Below are 16,424 nucleotides of genomic sequence, written 5' to 3'. Positions count from 1 at the left end.
TGTTTCTGAGTTAAGTCCTAATTCTTTATAATTTTCAACTTTAGCCTTTGAAGCATTGTAAACAACGAAATCAGGTTCGAAGTTTTCAAGTTCTTCAGCTGTTGGTTTAATAAACATATTTGTTACGAAATGAGCCTGCCAAGCAACTTCAACGATGAAACGGATTGCCATACGTGTGTCTTTGTTTGCTCCACAGAAAGCATCTACTACATAAAGCTTCTTGTTTGAAAGTTCTTTAATAGCAATATCCTTTACAGCAGCCCAAGCTTCCTTGCTTGCTTTGTGGTTATCATTCTTGTATTCATCTGTTGTCCACCATACTGTATCTTTTGAATTTTCATCTTCAACGATAAATTTATCTTTTGGTGAACGACCTGTATAAATACCAGTCATAACGTTAACAGCACCAAGTTCGCTTTCCTGTCCTTTTTCATAACCTTCAAGTTCTGGTTTTGTTTCTTCTTCAAATAATAATTCATATGAAGGATTGTACACGATTTCTGTTGTACCTGTGATACCATACTTGCTTAAATTGATTTCTGCCATCTTAATTTAAACCTCTTTTCTTTCATAATAGTATATAAAGAAACTCTGCTTTATACAGATTCTTATATCATCATCACAGAAAACCTGTCTGTAATTGCCTTATATAAAAGCTTTTACTAACTTATAAAACAATAAATATTTCATTTACTATAAATAAACCAGGTTCCCTAATGTAATATTATACATATTTTCTTTCCAAATTCAACTGAAATCGCCTTGTTTTTCCTTTGTTAACAATATAAAGTCCTCAGTTAATTATTGAAAGTATATGCATTTGTTAATTTATCTTGTCCTTTTGTTAATATATTTTGCTTTATATTTAGAATATACAATTGTCTGGTCTTTGTATAAACTATAATAACCTGACAACGAATAACTTATTGAAATGGCAATCAGGTAATATGCCACACCTGAAAATCCAAACAATTCAAAGGATATAAGCATAGATGTAATAGGACAATTGGTAACTCCACAAAATAAAGCAACCATGCCTGCTGCTGCTGCAAGTTCAGGCTGAAATCCTAAAAGCTGTCCTGCCACACATCCAAATGTTGCACCCACACTAAATGCCGGAACAATTTCACCACCTCGATAGCCTGCTCTCATTGTTACTGCCGTCAAAATCATTTTCCATAAAAAGTCTAATGGTCTTGCCTGTCCTGTTTCTATTGCTCTTGCTATCAACTCATTACCTGCTCCCATGTAGTCTTTTGTATTTAAAATCATTGTTATCGCAATAACTACACAGCCTGTCACAAAAACTCTTACATATAAATTTTTAAGGTATTTCCCATAAATTTTAGCTACAAATTTAAGTGCAATACAAAACATTATACTGACCATTGCACATCCTACCGATATAATTGCCATTTTAAAGCCAGTTTCAACAGTTAAGGCAGGTATTCTTGTAACGCTAAATGTCTCAGGATCAATTCCCATACCTGTAGCAAATTCCGCTGCAATAATTGACGCCACGACGCACGGAAGTAATGCGGCATAATACATAACTCCAACGCTTACAACTTCCATTGCAAATACTGCCGCAGCCATCGGTGTTCCAAATACCGCTGCGAATGCGGCACTCATACCACACATAATCATTACATGATGATCAAATTCATCAAGTTTTACTAATTTGCCAAGCCAGTTTCCGATACTTCCACCAAATTGAATAGATGCCCCTTCTCTTCCGGCAGAACCACCTGTAAGATGAGTTAACAATGTTGATACAAATATAAGTGGTGCAGCCTTTAGTGGGACATCTCCCCTTGACCTTATAGTAGATAAAACCTGATTTGTCCCACCATCATGTGGGTCTATTATCTGATACATAAACACTATTGCCACACCAACGATCGGTAAAATCATAAATACCCATATATTATTATTTCTATATTCAGTAACCCATTTTATGCACCCTGCAAATATGCTACTTGCGCCACCAACAACAAGACCTGTCAAAATAGCAAGTGCAATCCATTTAAAAAAATTTCCCACATCTCTGGATACCCTGTCATAATAGTATCTTATAATAACTTTTGATTTGTTTCTTTTAGAATCCATGCTTTCCATTTGCATTATTTTCAAACCTTTCATATGTAAATTATTTATACTTCACTGTGTATTCATCTAAATCATAATTTTTTCAAAAAAAGCTTTTACAATTTTTTGTGCATTTTTAGTTGCCTTATCTAAAATGTCTTTGTTCCGATTGCAACTCCACTTATAACAATCGCTATAATCACAATTATTGCCACAATCTTTACACATTTAGCACCCAAATATGTTTTTGCAAGTCCCGCTTTTTTTTGTACTTTTTTCTTCTTCGTGTTTATTTTTTCTTTTCATTTTTCTTTCCTCGTATTTTAAAACTATTTAACCGGAATTTGAATTTCTGTTAAACATTCTTCATCTACCGACGTTTCATAATCATCAATATGGCAAAATTCTATCGGGTCACCTGTAATTTTCAAATGATGCTCATTTGCGTAAGCTATCAATCTGTCTACCGCCACTTTCGTTCTAGTAGATGGCCCTTTATAAAATATCGATAAATATTTTCCTGCCGGTAAAGAATAATTACTATTATATAATAATGTATCTGAATAGAAAAATACACCTTTTGTTACAAATGAATTTCCATCTTCACTTATTTTTGATATATCCAACACATAACAGTCGCATGCTCCTATTGTATCAACTTTATTTTTATGGGACTGCATATATTTTACAAGATAATAATCTACGTCATCATCATCAAGATTCGACTCACTTATCATTACACACTGTCTTTCATCAAACTCTTTTATCCTTATGTTTCCCAAATCCGTATGATTAATGTTTTCTTCTAATGATTTTATTCTTGCTTCTATACTTACCTTCTTTTCAAATAATTCTACTATATTTTTATTTACTATATTAAGTTCTTCTGAAAGAAGCATTTTTGTAGTTTCCACATTTTGGTTTCGGTCAAATTCCTTAATTCTTTCAGTCGAGAAATTAAGTCCTAACAATTCTCTTATCATTGTAAGTTGTCTGATATCCGATAAAGTATATACTCTGTAATTATTTCCCTCATTGCGTGTCGGCTCTAATATTCCTATTTTCTCATAATAACGAATTGAATCTACACTAATATTAAAAAGCCTTGACACTTCTCCTATATTAAATGTTTTTTTACGTTTCATCTTTTCCTCTTCTTTACTCTTGTACTATACTAATGTTTTGTTCTATTTATTTTGAAATGTAGTTTATTTTACCGTATTTTTTTTATTATTTATACTATTGACACTAGTATTATACCAGACTTTATCATAATTATGAACTTTTTAATAAGAATTGGGCACAATTCATATCACTAGAAAGGATTTTTTCAATTTATCATGGACGATAAAAAATATAAAACGGAAAACAAAATTTTACGATTATCACTTACCGGAACAATTATTTTTACAGTAGTCGAAGTAATTGCAGCATTTTTCCTTGGTTCAAAAACAGTAATTGCCGATGGAATATTTGACTTATTCGATTTGTTACTCTTACTTCCAATGTTTATACTTGTTCCATTTTTGTATAAACCGGTATCTGAAAAGAAACCTTATGGTTTCTCTCAAATTGAATCTTTACTTGTTCTTATAAAATATTTAATTTTATTAGCAGTAGTTATTAATATGATTACATCAAATGTAAAAGTTTTACTTAATGGTGGTCATACTGTAAATGCTATCAGCGTTTTAGCATACGAATCTTCACTTTGTTTTTTCTGTATGCTTACTTTTTTGGTATTAAAGCACTTAAGCAGAAGTTATTCTTCTATGATGATTCAGTCTGAATTATATTTATGGAAAGTAGATATTGTAAGCACTCTTGGAATTTCCGTTGCATTTTTGTTACAGATTTTCCTTACTAACACAACTTTAAAATTTATTATTCCTTACATTGATTCTACTGTAGCTATCTTAGTTTCTTTATTCCTTGTAAAAGAACCCGTAGTTCAAATTATAAAGACCTTAAAGGAACTTGTATTATTTTCTCCTGATAAGGAAGTCATGGATGAAATAAGAGATGTTGTTAATGAAGATATTCAAAATTATGATTATAGTTTAGATTTTCTTGATGTAACACAAACCGGAAGAAAAACATGGATTGAAGTATATGTTAAAAGCAAATCTGATACTTTAAAAATTAAAGAATTTAAAACAATACAGGAACATATTACTAAAGATTTGGAAAACAAATTCGACCAGATATCCGTAGAAATAGTTCCTGCAATATAGATAGCAATATTTAAATAAAACTTTTTTATATTTTCAAATGGAGATTTATATGAATACACTACAAAAACAATTATTTGAATTACAGGATTTAAAATATAGAGATTTTCATAGCAAGCTTATACCAGGCTATAATAAAGAAAATATTATTGGCATTCGTACTCCTATATTAAGAAAATTTGCTAAAGAATATGCAAAAACTGAAGATTCAAAATCTTTTATTAAAGATTTGCCACATACATATTACGAGGAAAATAATCTTCATATGATGATAATTTCCGGAATAAAAGATTATGACGAATGCATAAAACAGGTAAAGTTATTTATTCCTTATATCAATAATTGGGCTACATGTGATTTACCTTTACCAAAATGTTTTTCAAAACATAAAGATGAATTACTTGTGGAAATAAAAAAATGGATTAATTCTTCAGATACCTATACTATCCGTTATGGAATCGGTGCTTTAATGAGTCTTTATTTAGATGATGATTTTAAACCGGAATATGTAGAACTTGTTTCAAATGTAAAATCTGAAGAATATTATGTAAATATGATGATTGCATGGTATATGGCAACCGCTCTTGCTAAACAGTGGAACGCAGTTATCCCTTATATTGAGCAACGCAAACTTTCACCATGTGTTCATCGAAAAACTATTCAAAAAGCTGTTGAAAGTTATAGGATTACTGATGAGCAGAAAATTTACCTAAAAAGTTTTAGAAAATAATAATTGTTTTGTCAAATTAAAAGTTAATAATAAATGCATTTAAATAAATAAAAGTCATGTTTCTTACTTTGATATTGATAATTACTTTGAATTCTAAATGAATCCTCAAGCTGAATATCTAGCATTTTGAAACATGACTTTTTTTTATCCAAAAATAATATTTTCATAGAAATCAGTTAATTTGTACCAACTGTTTTTTGTCTTTTTAGGCATATTACTCTCAGTGAATGTATCATTATAAAATGAAAAGTTTATACTTAACTTTCTCTGCGTAAGCATTTTTTCATATTTACTAAATTTATCATAATTAATATCTTCATTAGATGATAATTCTGAACTTACTTTTGCTATTGATGTATATACTCCCTTAGAATATTTATCTTTTGAATTTACTAAATCTAATGAGAAATTCAATCTTCTATTAGATGTTCTAAGTTTCATCTTTTGGGGTGATAATTCCGTATAATCATATATTGAGAGGAATCTAACTTCTCCATACAATCGCATCACCAACAAATACATATTCTATTTTCTGAGTACTTCCTTCATTTAAGGACAATGATTTATAATCTATTTCCAAATCATCTGCATCTGAATACTCATAATCATATTCGTTGTCATAAAAATCGTCATAGTAATCTGCACGGACATTATTGCCAAATAACAATGTTGTTAACATTGTTACAAGTAGCATTACGCTTAATAAAAATTTTTTTCTCATAACCCTTACCTACCATTTTTTCTTTATTGTATCTCATTATTCAGTTTTTTCTATACTCTAAAAATCTCCGGCACAAATATGCCGGAGATTCTTTATCTTATTAAAAATTATTTAATTTTAACTTTTTTAACTTTTGACCATTTACCATATATCTTATTTGTTCCATCTACTGCATAAGCTCTTACTTTAATATAAAGTTTCTTCTTATTTGCAAATTTCTTACTCTTTAAAGTAAATGCAACCTTCTTATATGACTTTTTATAAATTGTCTTTTTAAATTTCTTTGATGTTGCAACTCTTACTTCATATCCTGTTGCATTATCAACCTTTTTAAGTGAAACCTTAATCTTCTTTAGAGACAATTTCTTTTTAACATTCTTTGAAAATGCAGCTCGTCCTAATGCAGCTTTTTCTGTCGATGTTCCGTTTAAGCCTTCACTATTTACTGCAGTTGTTGTGTTGTTATTGTCTACCTGCTGGTTCTTTATTGTTTCGTTTGTCTTTGTTTCTTTGTTGTTGTCTCAGGCGCCTTTGTTGTCTGCTCCTGACTCTTTGTAGTTGTCTCAGGCGCTTTTGTTGTTTCCTGATTCTTTGTTGTTGTCTCAGGCGCCTTTGTTGTCTGCTCCTGACTCTTTGTAGTTGTCTCAGGCGCTTTTGTTGTTTCCTGATTCTTTGTTGTTGTCTCAGGCGCCTTTGTTGTCTGCTCCTGACTCTTTGTAGTTGTCTCAGGCGCTTTTGTTGTTTCCTGATTTTTTGTTGTTGTCTCTGTGACTTTTGTTGTTTCTTCTGTTGTTGATTGATTGTATGTTCCTGTTTTATTTGGATTTAAAATAATTACTGTGGCAGTTCCGTCATCTGATGATATCTCAACTACATTATATTTATATGTAAGAAAATCTGATGCCGGATTCATAAATACTCCTGTGCCTTGTGTTTTTGTCACATTGCGGCCATTTATGGTAGCTTTAAAGTTTCCTGCTCCCATTCCACCTACTGCCATATACAATTCACTAAAACCTTTATTTTGGAATAAACATGCATTTATTTCTCCACTAATTACTGCGTATTTACAGCCCAACAACCCCTTATCAAATTCATTGTTATTATTATTTCCTATATCCTGGTAATCTAATGACGCGTATTTTGAATCATCAGTTACCGGTTTCGTTGTTTCCTGCACTTTAGTTGTTGTTTCAGATGATTTTGTTGTTGTAGTTTCCGGCGCTTTTGTCGTTGTTTCAGTTTTAGTAGTTGTCTCTGTTCCACCTCCACCTATTCCGATTTTTCCATAGCCATATTCCGATTTATAACCACCATTTTCATCGTATCTTATAAAATAAAATACAATATATTTTCCTTCATCACCTTTTAAGTTTCTTGTATGACTCCAACCTATATCTGTTGCTTCCATTCTCCATGAAACAAATCCTACTTCAGCTTTGTTTTCTGCTAATTCTTTTGCTTCACTTTCTGTATTTACCACCTTATAAAGCACACTAACTGCATTGTATTTTTTATCACCTACTATAGTAAATGTTCCATTAACATTTGCATCAAATGTAAGGTACATATCTTCATTTACAGAAATTGTTCCTGCTGGAATCCATTTTGCATATAAAATGATGTTTCCACTTACCTTTGATGAAATAGCGTCCACTTTTGTGTTGTATGTACTTTCCTTATACCATCCACTAAATTCGTATCCATCTTTTTTAGGTGTATCAAGTGTTATCTGCTGTCCATAAATATAGTTTGCCGGATATAATCCTGTATTATTTTTAACTCCTCCTACTAAATCATAAGAAATGCTATATGTTTCTCTGTTGTAGTACATTTTTAATACAAGACTTCCGTTTGCATTTACTGTTCCCTGTTTAATATTATTTGAATTTGAATTATCAAATTTAAATCCTGTAAAATTATTTTCTGTTGCAGTTACATTTGCTCCTGCATCTGCGTATTTCACTTCACTTCCTAACAATGAATAATTATTTGAATTTAAATCTTTTCCATAATATTCTACAACATATGAAGATTTATTAACTTCATTTTCATTTACTGTCGTCATTGTGTTAGATGCTGCTTTTATTGATACTGTCTTTCCGCTTTCACTTGTAAATGTTACTGTCTTTGCTGTATTTGAAGCATTGTATGCTACATATGTATATACTCCGTTTTTGTTAAACACGGAAGCTGTTGGACTATTTGATTTAAATGTCAAATCAGGTGTACCATAATCCTGCAATGCTCTTATAAAATGATATGTATGTGCCTGTGATTCACCATCATTAATTGCATTTTTTGTCCATACTGTGTTCATTGCGTAATCAGGGTCTGCTATTGCATAATATTCAGCCCACATATCATTCCAACCTTCTGTGCTTCCACCGTTGGCTTTTTTATAAGTTTTATCTGCATTGTAATATTTTTTAATGTAATCTTTTCCTGTTATTTTATTTGCATTTTTTCCTAAATAAAATGACCATGAATTAATTGGGCAAATCTGAATTCCCTGTGTGTACTGCTGACCAAACCATGTACTGTAGTCAACTTTTCCGCCCCAAACCATTGATACCATAGGAGCATCAAAATTTGTTGAATCAATTTTGTATGTTTCTTCATCTTTATCAAACCAATATTCATCAGCTGCCTCTGATTCTGTTGTATAAAGATAAATACCTAAATCTCTAATCCTTGTATTATTTGTAAGTTCTCCAAATAATATAATTCCTGCCCACGCATTTATTGCTTCAGATGTTGATTCCTGGTTATTACCTGTTCTCTCATCTTCATATCCTGATGCCCATGAGTGTCCTTCATAAGGTGAAAAACTTCTTAAATATGGGTATGCATTTCCACAATCTGCGACACATTCTTTATTGTCTCTATATGGGCATGCTATATCATAAATTAACTGCTTTACTACATCTTTATAATTATTTAACCAGTCCCTGTCGTATAAACCTACACTTGCTGCTGATTCAATAAAATATCCATAATGGAAATGATGATCGTTAAACTGGTCAACTGAATTGAAAGATGACTGATATCCTAAAAGTGTACCTACACCTTCACCTAAATATGTAAAGTAATGCTTATCACTATTTCCTGAATATGTAAACCAGTCTTCTAAGTTCTTTTCAAGTCCGTTTAATACTTTCTGTGCATTTTCTTCATCTCCAACTGCTTTAGCAGCTGCAACAACCTGTGCAGAACGATTTAATTTCTTTCCATGATAATATGTTTCATTTCCTTCATCATTTGCAAGAGTCCAATTTCCTGCCCCTGTCATATGTTTATTAACGAAGTCATTTACATATTTCTGTAATTCTTTTCTTCCTTGTGAATCATCACTTGAAAGACTTGGCATATATGGAATAATACCGTTGTATGTCATATTTGAAGTATATGATGAGCCCTTCATGAACTTCATATAACCTCTCAAAGTAATGGCTTTATTATCCATATATGTAGCATTGCTCATATTCTTATACTGATGTGGTAAAATTCCCATTATTGTTCCATCAGCAGTACTTTCTGCTTTCTTTGAAAATGAATATGTATATTTTGTCTGAACATTTCCCGTGCTTTCATTATAAGAATAGTCTGCTGTTGTATTTGTAATAATATTAAATGCATAAGGTCTATATTCTTTTGCATATTTAATACCCATGTTGTTATCAATATTTCTGCTCTCACATAACCATGCAACAGACATATAAGCTTTGTTGTTTGATGGGAATGTGAATTTTAATTTTCCTATTTTATCATTGTTTGTTCCGTCTGTTGTTCCCATATGTGTAACAGTTGTATTTTCTGGTAAAAATACTGCATAATATTGGTATGTTGCACTTGGATATCCATTTACGGAACTTGTAATATCATTCGTTCTGAATACAACCATTTTTGAGCCATTATATGTATCTTCATAAATAATTTCACTTGGAAATGTTACACGTAATTTTTCCAAATAAATTGTGTTTGTATTTTTCATTTCGATAAAAGCGAATGGACTTCCCTGAGTCATTGTTGTATACATCTTCTGACCCGCATTTTGTGGATTTGTTGTAACTGCCTTATATGACCAGTCAGTTACTTCATCTATATTGTTGTTTGTGCATGTCCAATCCGGTGAAATTTTAAAATCACATAACGTATCATTATCCTTAATATTGTAAGCACTAATATTTGTATTACTGCTTGTCATTGCCGGTTTTGTCACACGCAAACCATCTTTCTTCATTAAATAACATAATGGCAATGCATATGCTGTTCCTGATAATGCATTTGTCGTATCAGTATCCTTATCGCCTTCTAAATCCCATAACCAGTTACTTGCCCAATCATTTGTATCAAGTGCCTGATGCTTATTGTTATAGTTATCTGTTGTAAATCTGTATTTTCCCTGTGTTGAACTTCTTGGAAGTTTTGCTGCATCTGATTCATTTGAACCTGTTCCAATGCTTCCTACTCCTAAATTTGTTGTTGGCAAATTATCAGCATTAACATTTTTTGCTGTATCAGGCAAAGCAAATGAACTGACCGTCAATGCTAAACTTAGTGCCACTGAAATTCCTTTCTTAAAATTTCCTTTCATCTTTTCCTCCTGGATAATATGTATTGCCCCCGCCTTTCAGTCGGCGGCTATTCGTCGGAAACATTTTTAGAAAATGAACTTCGTTCATTTTGTTTCCTCCTGGATAAACATTTACATATCTAATCTTATCAAAAAACGTTTTTATATATAATGTTCCCTTTTTTATATGGGTGTTATTTTTTTTAGATACCGGGGTTATAAATCTGAAATCTTAGTGTAATTATATAGGTAGTTCTTATAATTACTTTTAAATAGATGTTGAGGTCAAAATTTCCAAACTTTGATGCCTACGAATTGTTCCGTGCTACTCATTCCCACAATTCTAACCATCTTTTAAATAATATAATACATAATTTTTCAAATCATAATTGCCCAATAAATACCAATATGTTAATATAAAATCGAACAAAAGAGAAAGGATAAAGAATATGAAAAAATCTAAGAAATTATTATGTTTATTACTTACATTTTTATTAGTATTAACTTCTATTTCATTTTCACCTGCAAAAGTTAAAGCAGAGTCAGATGATTACACAGACGATTATGTATTTGGAGAAAAAGATTTTTTCAGTGCAAGTGATACACCTAATGATAAGGATATGACCTTTACTGCAACTGAAGATGGCTTGTATTCCATAAGAATCAAGACTATAGAAGGTTTTAATAATCTGAGCGTTGCCAAGGATGCTGATGGCAACGAGATTAAACCTTACGCAAGAGATTATCGTATTGGAGACAGAACTCGAATTGACTATTATCAGCTTAAAAAGGGACAGGTTTTCACTGTTAGTTTTACCCTTCATGCCAATTCAAGCGTCTTGATTATTGCCGATATTGTTAGGGAAATAAAAAAGGACGATGAGTTTAACTTTACCGGTGAATATGATGTTTCTTATTATTATGATCCAACGAAAGATTATCATCAATATAAGTTAGGTTGTCTTATGGATACTGATGACAATGGTAATAATGTACTTAATGCCAGAGTCAGATATTTTCAGAATGAAAACAATGACGAACTGGATTATTCAAACGTTCCTGATGTTTATATGAACAGTGTTCTTTCATCAATGCGCCCTAATAGTAGTACTCCTTATATTATTAATTTTTATTCCCATGGCACAAGCTATTCTTCAAAGGATGCTTCCACTGCCCAATCAAAAATTAAGTTTATTAGAATGGAAGGCAATACCGGTATTGATTTAAATGAGCCTGATGAGCCATTTAATCTTATCGAAAATCAGAATGGTAAGATGATTACTAATGAGTTCGGTCACTCTTATTTTAAGTATAATTATTCTTATTTGAGTTTTATAAAGTCTTATACTATTCATTACTATGATGGAGATATGGAATTTCCTGCCAACTCTCATCCTACTACTGAAAAGGACCCTTACAGTCCTTATACCGGTTATTATTTGACCCCTGTAGACACTCAGGGCACAAATCATTGGACTGTTGGAAGCGACAATACTTTCCTTATTCGGGCAGGTTCTTATGAAAAAGAAATTCCTGTAACTATTAAGACTTACGACCAGCTTGACCGTTTTATGTTTTTCGGAGATACAACCCTTAAGCTTAAGCCAAATACACCTTTAAGACGTTACTTGAGTTTTACTCCACCTGAGGATGGACCATATACTTTGTTTGTAACTGTGGACAGTCACTCTGATTCCTGTAATGATACTATAGCTTTTAATACTACTGATCATTCCCTTAACCGTGACTTTCCAACTCAAACAACAAAACTTGCTAATGGCAAGACTTTGTATGAATATAGAAATCTGAATCTTGAAAAAGGTACGAAATATACTTTTGACTGTTATTTAATTCATAGTGACAGCGAAGCATCGGATGAAACTGTTAATATGACTTTTAATTTTAAGAATCCTGCCATTATCAGTTCTTTTAGTTTGAATCAGACAGGACTTGATCCTGTGCTTGTGGATGGCATTGACAATATTTCAGGTTCTTACAAATATTCACTACCGGATTATATTAACAGCGTTGATGTAACTTATGCCGATGGAACTGTTGTTAAATATACATATGATGAGGCTTCTGATTCATATACAACAGATGCCCCTGACAAATATACAGTATATCCTCTTACAATAGAGAACCCGGACGACTGGTCCTCAGGTTATAATTATGTATATTTTAATATTGATGGTAGAAGCAAAGCATTAACACTCTCTGTTTATGACAAAGAGCGTTTTAAATATAATCTTAACTCAATCGGATTAGACCAGACTGATACGGTTCGTTTTTATAGAGATGATGCTAAGAGCTACTATAAATTTTATAAGTTTGTTCCTGAAACAAATGGCACTTATAATTTGAAAATGAATGTAACACCGCATGATGATAATTGCCGAATTTCAACGTATTATAATGTTTATCATAACGGTGAACTGGTTTCAACAAACTACAATGTTGAAAATATTACACCATGCATTTTTAAAGCTGGTGAGGAATATATTATAAAATTCTTTGGAATTCACAAGAACTGTGATAATACGGATCTTAATTATATGAGTCCTCAGATTAAAGTATTAAAAGTTGCAGATGAACCGGGAACATCAGAAGTTGAATCTACTACCAAATCGGCAGACACAGAAACTACTACTAAAGTATCGGATGTTGAAACTACCACTAAAACATCGAATATCGAAACTACTACTAAAGCATCAGATGTTGAAACTACTAGTTCAGATATTCCTTCTGTAACTGATATTGAACAACCTACTACTAAATTTGATTCAAATGTTAACCCTGGAAATTCCGGTAACAATGGGTTTTCCTCAAAAGAAACTACTAAGGCAAATGAATCACCAAAACAAACTGTAGCATCTTCTAACAACTCATCAAACGAAGTTGTTAAACCAAAAGCTACAAAAATTAGCAGGATTAAAACAGCTAAGAAATCCATTACCATTACATGGAATAAAGTAAAAAATGTAAAAGGCTATGAAATCCAAGTTGCAACTGATAAAAAATTTAAGAAAAACACGAAAAAAGTTCTTTTAAAGAATAAAAACATTTCGCAAACTACTATTAAAAAATTAAAATCCAAGAAGAAATATTTTATCCGCATTCGTACTTATAATTACATTAATGGAAAAATTAGTTATTCTAAATGGATTAATGTAAAATCTGCAAAAACTAAATAGTTTGTTACTATAAACAAAGCATTTAAATAATTATTTTAAATAAAGCAAAACCTGTCATTTTAACAATGTAAAATGACAGGTTTTTTTATCTTTATTTTTTATAAAACTCAACCAATAATTTTCCCATTTTTGATAAATCAGAATATGTATATCCATATTTTTTATAACAGTCAGCTTTCAGCAATGACGCACTTTCATTCTTATTACTTAAGCTCCAGCAACAGTAACCTATTCCATTACTTTTAAGGTAATTTAACCATTTATAAAGACTACTTTTATTTATGTTTCCATTTCCATTGGCTTCACAGCCACTAAATTCTGTACAAATCACAGGAAGTTTATTTGAAATTGCTTTTTTTACTTTATTCATATAGTAATCCTGATGTGTTGCTGCATAAAAATGAATTGCATACATGATATTTTTACTATTTTTAATTGGAGACATTGATGCCACATCCACATCCTGACTCCATGTTGGTGTGCCTACTATAACAATAGCTTCCTTTGCATATTTTCTTATAACTTTTATTATTGGATTAGCATATTTTTTAATATCATTCCATGTCGTATTTCCATTTGGTTCATTACAAATTTCAAACATTACATTTTTATTCTTCCCATATTTTTTCGCCATTTTTTTAAAAAATTGTTTGGCTTCATCCTTATGTTTTAATGGATTTTGGTCATTCAACACATGCCAGTCAATAATAACATACATTCCTAACTTCTTTGCGTTCCCAACAGCCAAATCTATTGTCTTAAGCAATTTCTTTCTATTAGTATCATCTGTAACACAATAACCATTATAATCTTCTGTATACATTGCAACTCTTATACAATTTACGCCCCATTTATCACGTAATATTTTAAATGAATTGTAATTAACATAAGATTCTCCAACATCCCAATTAATTCCATGCGTAGAAACACCTTGAATCTGAATTTCTTTTCCGTATTGATCTACTAATTTTGTTCCTTTTACATTTAATCTTCCATGTGCTCCAACCGGTGTTTTTTTGTAAGCTACTGTTTCTATTTTTTTGTCCGCAGGAATTACATTTACATATGAAACCATTAAGCTAAATACTATCATAATTGTAATTATAATTTTCAACTTATATGATACTTTTTTCATATATTTTCCACTCCAATTTTAATACTTTATTTAAAATCGTATATTTTATAATACCATACTTTTATAATTCGAGCGTATCTATTATTTTCTTTAAAGAATCAGCTGACTCCTTAAGTTTTAATGCCTCTTCTCCATTTAGATTTATTGGTACATCTGATTCAATACCATCTGCACCTACAATAGCCGGCATACTTAATGAAACTCCTTCAATTTCATATTGACCATGAATCATGTGTGATACCGGTATAATTGACTTTTCATCTCGCATAATAACTTCACATATTCGTTTTACAGACATTGCTATTCCATAATATGTAGCATGTTTTTTATTTATTATTTCATAAGCACTATTCTTTACTTCTGTTGCAATTTCTTCAGTATTTTCCTTATGCTTATAGTGTCCTCTCATCTCGCACATTTCACTTAAAGGAACTCCTGAAACATTTGCTGACGACCACGCTACTACCTCGCTATCACCATGTTCACCTATGATAAACGCATGAACGCTTCGACTGTCTACAGATAAATGTTCGCCGAGTTTATATCTTAATCTTGCGCTATCTAAGACTGTTCCTGAACCAATTACTCTGTTTTCAGGAAGCCCTGACAACTTTATTGCCACTTGAGTTAAAATATCCACAGGATTAGCCACTATAAGCAATATTCCTGAAAAATTTCTTTTCGCTATTTCAGGTATTATCGACTTAAATATAGCAACATTTTTATTTACAAGGTCAATTCTTGTTTCTCCCGGCTTTTGTCCTGCACCTGCAGATATAATAACAATAGCTGCATCTGCCACATCGTCATAATCACCGGCATATATTCTCATCGGGCTGGCAAATGGTATTCCATGACTTATATCCATAGCCTCTCCCTCTGCTTTATCCTTATCTGCATCAATAAGAGCTATCTCTGTAAATAATCCGCTCTGCATTAATGCAAATACTGATGCTGAACCTACGAATCCACATCCTATCATAACTGCTTTTTTAGAATTAACAATTTGAGTTTTCATAATAATTTTTCTCCTAATACCTTTTTTATTTTTATCGTTTTCTTTTGCTATAAAAAAATTCACAGCTTAATTTATATAGTATTTAATTATTCCTCGCAATCCTCCTCTTTCTCTAAACATAACGAACAAATTCCTTTAAAAAATATATCATGGCTCAGAAACTTTATTCCATGAACATTATTAATTTTCTCAGTTAAATCTTTAACCTCATCCATATCAACATCAGAAACATCACCACATTTAATACATCTAACATGATAATGATCCTTGAGTGTAAAATCAAAACGATCCGGTCCGTCAGGAACTTCAACCTTTCTAATTTTACCTTCTTCAACTAAAATTCCTAAATTTCTATAAACAGTTCCTTTTCCAATTGTCGGATGCTCTTTTTTAATGAATTCATACACTTCTTCTGTAGTTGCATGTCTTTTCATTTCATTTACAGCCCTTAAAACTAAATCTTTTTGGATTGTATTTCTTCTTACTTTCATAATTTCTCCTTATTAGGAATTGTTCTTAATAAGGATTATATATATTTCATGTTAGTATGTCAATGCAAATTAGGAATGATTACTATTTTCCAAAATTAAAATTTTAAATTCCACTCTCGCATTTCACAGTGGAATTTACTTTTACATAAGTGGAATTTAACCTTTTATTTGTTCAATATATTCTCTATCAACGGGAGCTGTTTCGGTCAATTCGTATTTATCTTTTGCATACTGCACTGT

The 16,424-nt window shown here is 31.4% G+C and carries 13 protein-coding genes; 3 read left to right on the top strand and 10 right to left on the bottom strand.

Annotation, left to right across the window (positions count from 1 at the left end):
- The 3 genes from ABMA45_RS09405 to ABMA45_RS09395 all read right to left on the bottom strand — a co-directional run.
- Positions 1–546, bottom strand: a 546-nt coding sequence (locus tag ABMA45_RS09405) for a phosphoenolpyruvate carboxykinase (ATP) (protein ID WP_348030243.1), incomplete at its 3' end; no start/stop codon positions are given.
- 282 nt (positions 547–828) lie between these two features.
- The gene (locus ABMA45_RS09400; protein ID WP_022089635.1) at positions 829–2,124 is read right to left on the bottom strand and encodes a chloride channel protein; all 1,296 of its coding nucleotides are present in this window, start codon (positions 2,122–2,124) and stop codon (positions 829–831) included.
- Between the two features lie 293 nt (positions 2,125–2,417).
- A complete protein-coding gene (locus tag ABMA45_RS09395; RefSeq protein ID WP_022089634.1) occupies positions 2,418–3,233 on the bottom strand; it encodes a MerR family transcriptional regulator in 816 nt (271 codons plus the stop codon).
- Between the two features lie 195 nt (positions 3,234–3,428).
- Here ABMA45_RS09395 and ABMA45_RS09390 point away from each other — a divergent pair, with 195 nt between their 5' ends.
- The gene (locus tag ABMA45_RS09390; protein WP_022089633.1) at positions 3,429–4,322 is read left to right on the top strand and encodes a cation diffusion facilitator family transporter; all 894 of its coding nucleotides are present in this window, start codon (positions 3,429–3,431) and stop codon (positions 4,320–4,322) included.
- 49 nt (positions 4,323–4,371) lie between these two features.
- Positions 4,372–5,049: a DNA alkylation repair protein gene (locus ABMA45_RS09385; RefSeq protein ID WP_022089632.1), complete on the top strand. Its 678-nt coding sequence runs from the start codon at positions 4,372–4,374 to the stop codon at positions 5,047–5,049.
- Positions 5,050–5,193: 144 nt separating this feature from the next.
- On the opposite strand, the gene ABMA45_RS09380 is transcribed toward ABMA45_RS09385, so the two are convergent.
- The 4 genes from ABMA45_RS09380 to ABMA45_RS09365 form a co-directional block, all read right to left on the bottom strand.
- The gene (locus ABMA45_RS09380) at positions 5,194–5,550 is read right to left on the bottom strand and encodes a hypothetical protein (RefSeq protein ID WP_348030242.1); all 357 of its coding nucleotides are present in this window, start codon (positions 5,548–5,550) and stop codon (positions 5,194–5,196) included.
- On the bottom strand, positions 5,534–5,770 hold the full coding sequence (locus ABMA45_RS09375; protein WP_022089630.1) for a hypothetical protein: 237 nt from the start codon (positions 5,768–5,770) through the stop codon (positions 5,534–5,536). The genes ABMA45_RS09380 and ABMA45_RS09375 overlap by 17 nt, the downstream gene beginning before the upstream one ends.
- Before the next feature lie 107 nt (positions 5,771–5,877).
- Positions 5,878–6,132, bottom strand: a complete 255-nt coding sequence (locus ABMA45_RS09370; RefSeq protein WP_022089629.1) for a hypothetical protein — start codon at positions 6,130–6,132, stop codon at positions 5,878–5,880.
- Positions 6,133–6,254: 122 nt separating this feature from the next.
- Positions 6,255–10,367: a glycosyl hydrolase gene (locus ABMA45_RS09365; protein WP_022089628.1), complete on the bottom strand. Its 4,113-nt coding sequence runs from the start codon at positions 10,365–10,367 to the stop codon at positions 6,255–6,257.
- A gap of 428 nt (positions 10,368–10,795) precedes the next feature.
- On the opposite strand from ABMA45_RS09365, the gene ABMA45_RS09360 reads away from it, so the two are divergent.
- Positions 10,796–13,540 carry a fibronectin type III domain-containing protein gene (locus ABMA45_RS09360; protein ID WP_022089627.1) on the top strand — a complete coding sequence of 915 codons (2,745 nt, stop codon included), beginning with the start codon at positions 10,796–10,798 and terminating at the stop codon, positions 13,538–13,540.
- 91 nt (positions 13,541–13,631) lie between these two features.
- Here the strand turns inward: ABMA45_RS09360 and ABMA45_RS09355 are convergent, their stop codons facing one another.
- From ABMA45_RS09355 to ABMA45_RS09345, 3 genes are all read right to left on the bottom strand, one after another.
- Positions 13,632–14,675, bottom strand: coding sequence for a glycoside hydrolase family 5 protein (locus ABMA45_RS09355; RefSeq protein WP_022089626.1), 1,044 nt, complete (start codon positions 14,673–14,675; stop codon positions 13,632–13,634).
- A gap of 61 nt (positions 14,676–14,736) precedes the next feature.
- A complete protein-coding gene (locus tag ABMA45_RS09350) occupies positions 14,737–15,693 on the bottom strand; it encodes an L-lactate dehydrogenase (RefSeq protein WP_022089625.1) in 957 nt (318 codons plus the stop codon).
- A gap of 86 nt (positions 15,694–15,779) precedes the next feature.
- Positions 15,780–16,184 (bottom strand): Fur family transcriptional regulator, encoded by a 405-nt coding sequence (locus ABMA45_RS09345; protein ID WP_022089624.1) that lies wholly within the window; start codon positions 16,182–16,184, stop codon positions 15,780–15,782.
- Between the last annotated feature and the right edge of the window lie 240 nt (positions 16,185–16,424).

Origin of the sequence: Eubacterium sp. CAG:156, from assembly GCF_000434315.1 — a bacterium.
Classification (GTDB): domain Bacteria; phylum Bacillota; class Clostridia; order Lachnospirales; family Lachnospiraceae; genus Eubacterium_U; species Eubacterium_U album.
The sequence above is the reverse complement of the archived record's forward strand: the minus strand, read 5'-3'. Positions and strand labels throughout refer to the sequence as shown.

What these genes read in the sequence shown, in the direction of transcription:
- ABMA45_RS09400 (WP_022089635.1), bottom strand. Translation starts at nt 2,124, where the DNA reads ATGCAAATGGAAAGCATGGATTCTAAAAGAAACAAATCAAAAGTTATT.
- ABMA45_RS09395 (WP_022089634.1), bottom strand. Translation starts at nt 3,233, where the DNA reads ATGAAACGTAAAAAAACATTTAATATAGGAGAAGTGTCAAGGCTTTTT.
- ABMA45_RS09390 (WP_022089633.1), top strand. Translation starts at nt 3,429, where the DNA reads ATGGACGATAAAAAATATAAAACGGAAAACAAAATTTTACGATTATCA.
- ABMA45_RS09385 (WP_022089632.1), top strand. Translation starts at nt 4,372, where the DNA reads ATGAATACACTACAAAAACAATTATTTGAATTACAGGATTTAAAATAT.
- ABMA45_RS09375 (WP_022089630.1), bottom strand. Translation starts at nt 5,770, where the DNA reads ATGAGAAAAAAATTTTTATTAAGCGTAATGCTACTTGTAACAATGTTA.
- ABMA45_RS09365 (WP_022089628.1), bottom strand. Translation starts at nt 10,367, where the DNA reads ATGAAAGGAAATTTTAAGAAAGGAATTTCAGTGGCACTAAGTTTAGCA.
- ABMA45_RS09360 (WP_022089627.1), top strand. Translation starts at nt 10,796, where the DNA reads ATGAAAAAATCTAAGAAATTATTATGTTTATTACTTACATTTTTATTA.
- ABMA45_RS09355 (WP_022089626.1), bottom strand. Translation starts at nt 14,675, where the DNA reads ATGAAAAAAGTATCATATAAGTTGAAAATTATAATTACAATTATGATA.
- ABMA45_RS09350 (WP_022089625.1), bottom strand. Translation starts at nt 15,693, where the DNA reads ATGAAAACTCAAATTGTTAATTCTAAAAAAGCAGTTATGATAGGATGT.
- ABMA45_RS09345 (WP_022089624.1), bottom strand. Translation starts at nt 16,184, where the DNA reads ATGAAAGTAAGAAGAAATACAATCCAAAAAGATTTAGTTTTAAGGGCT.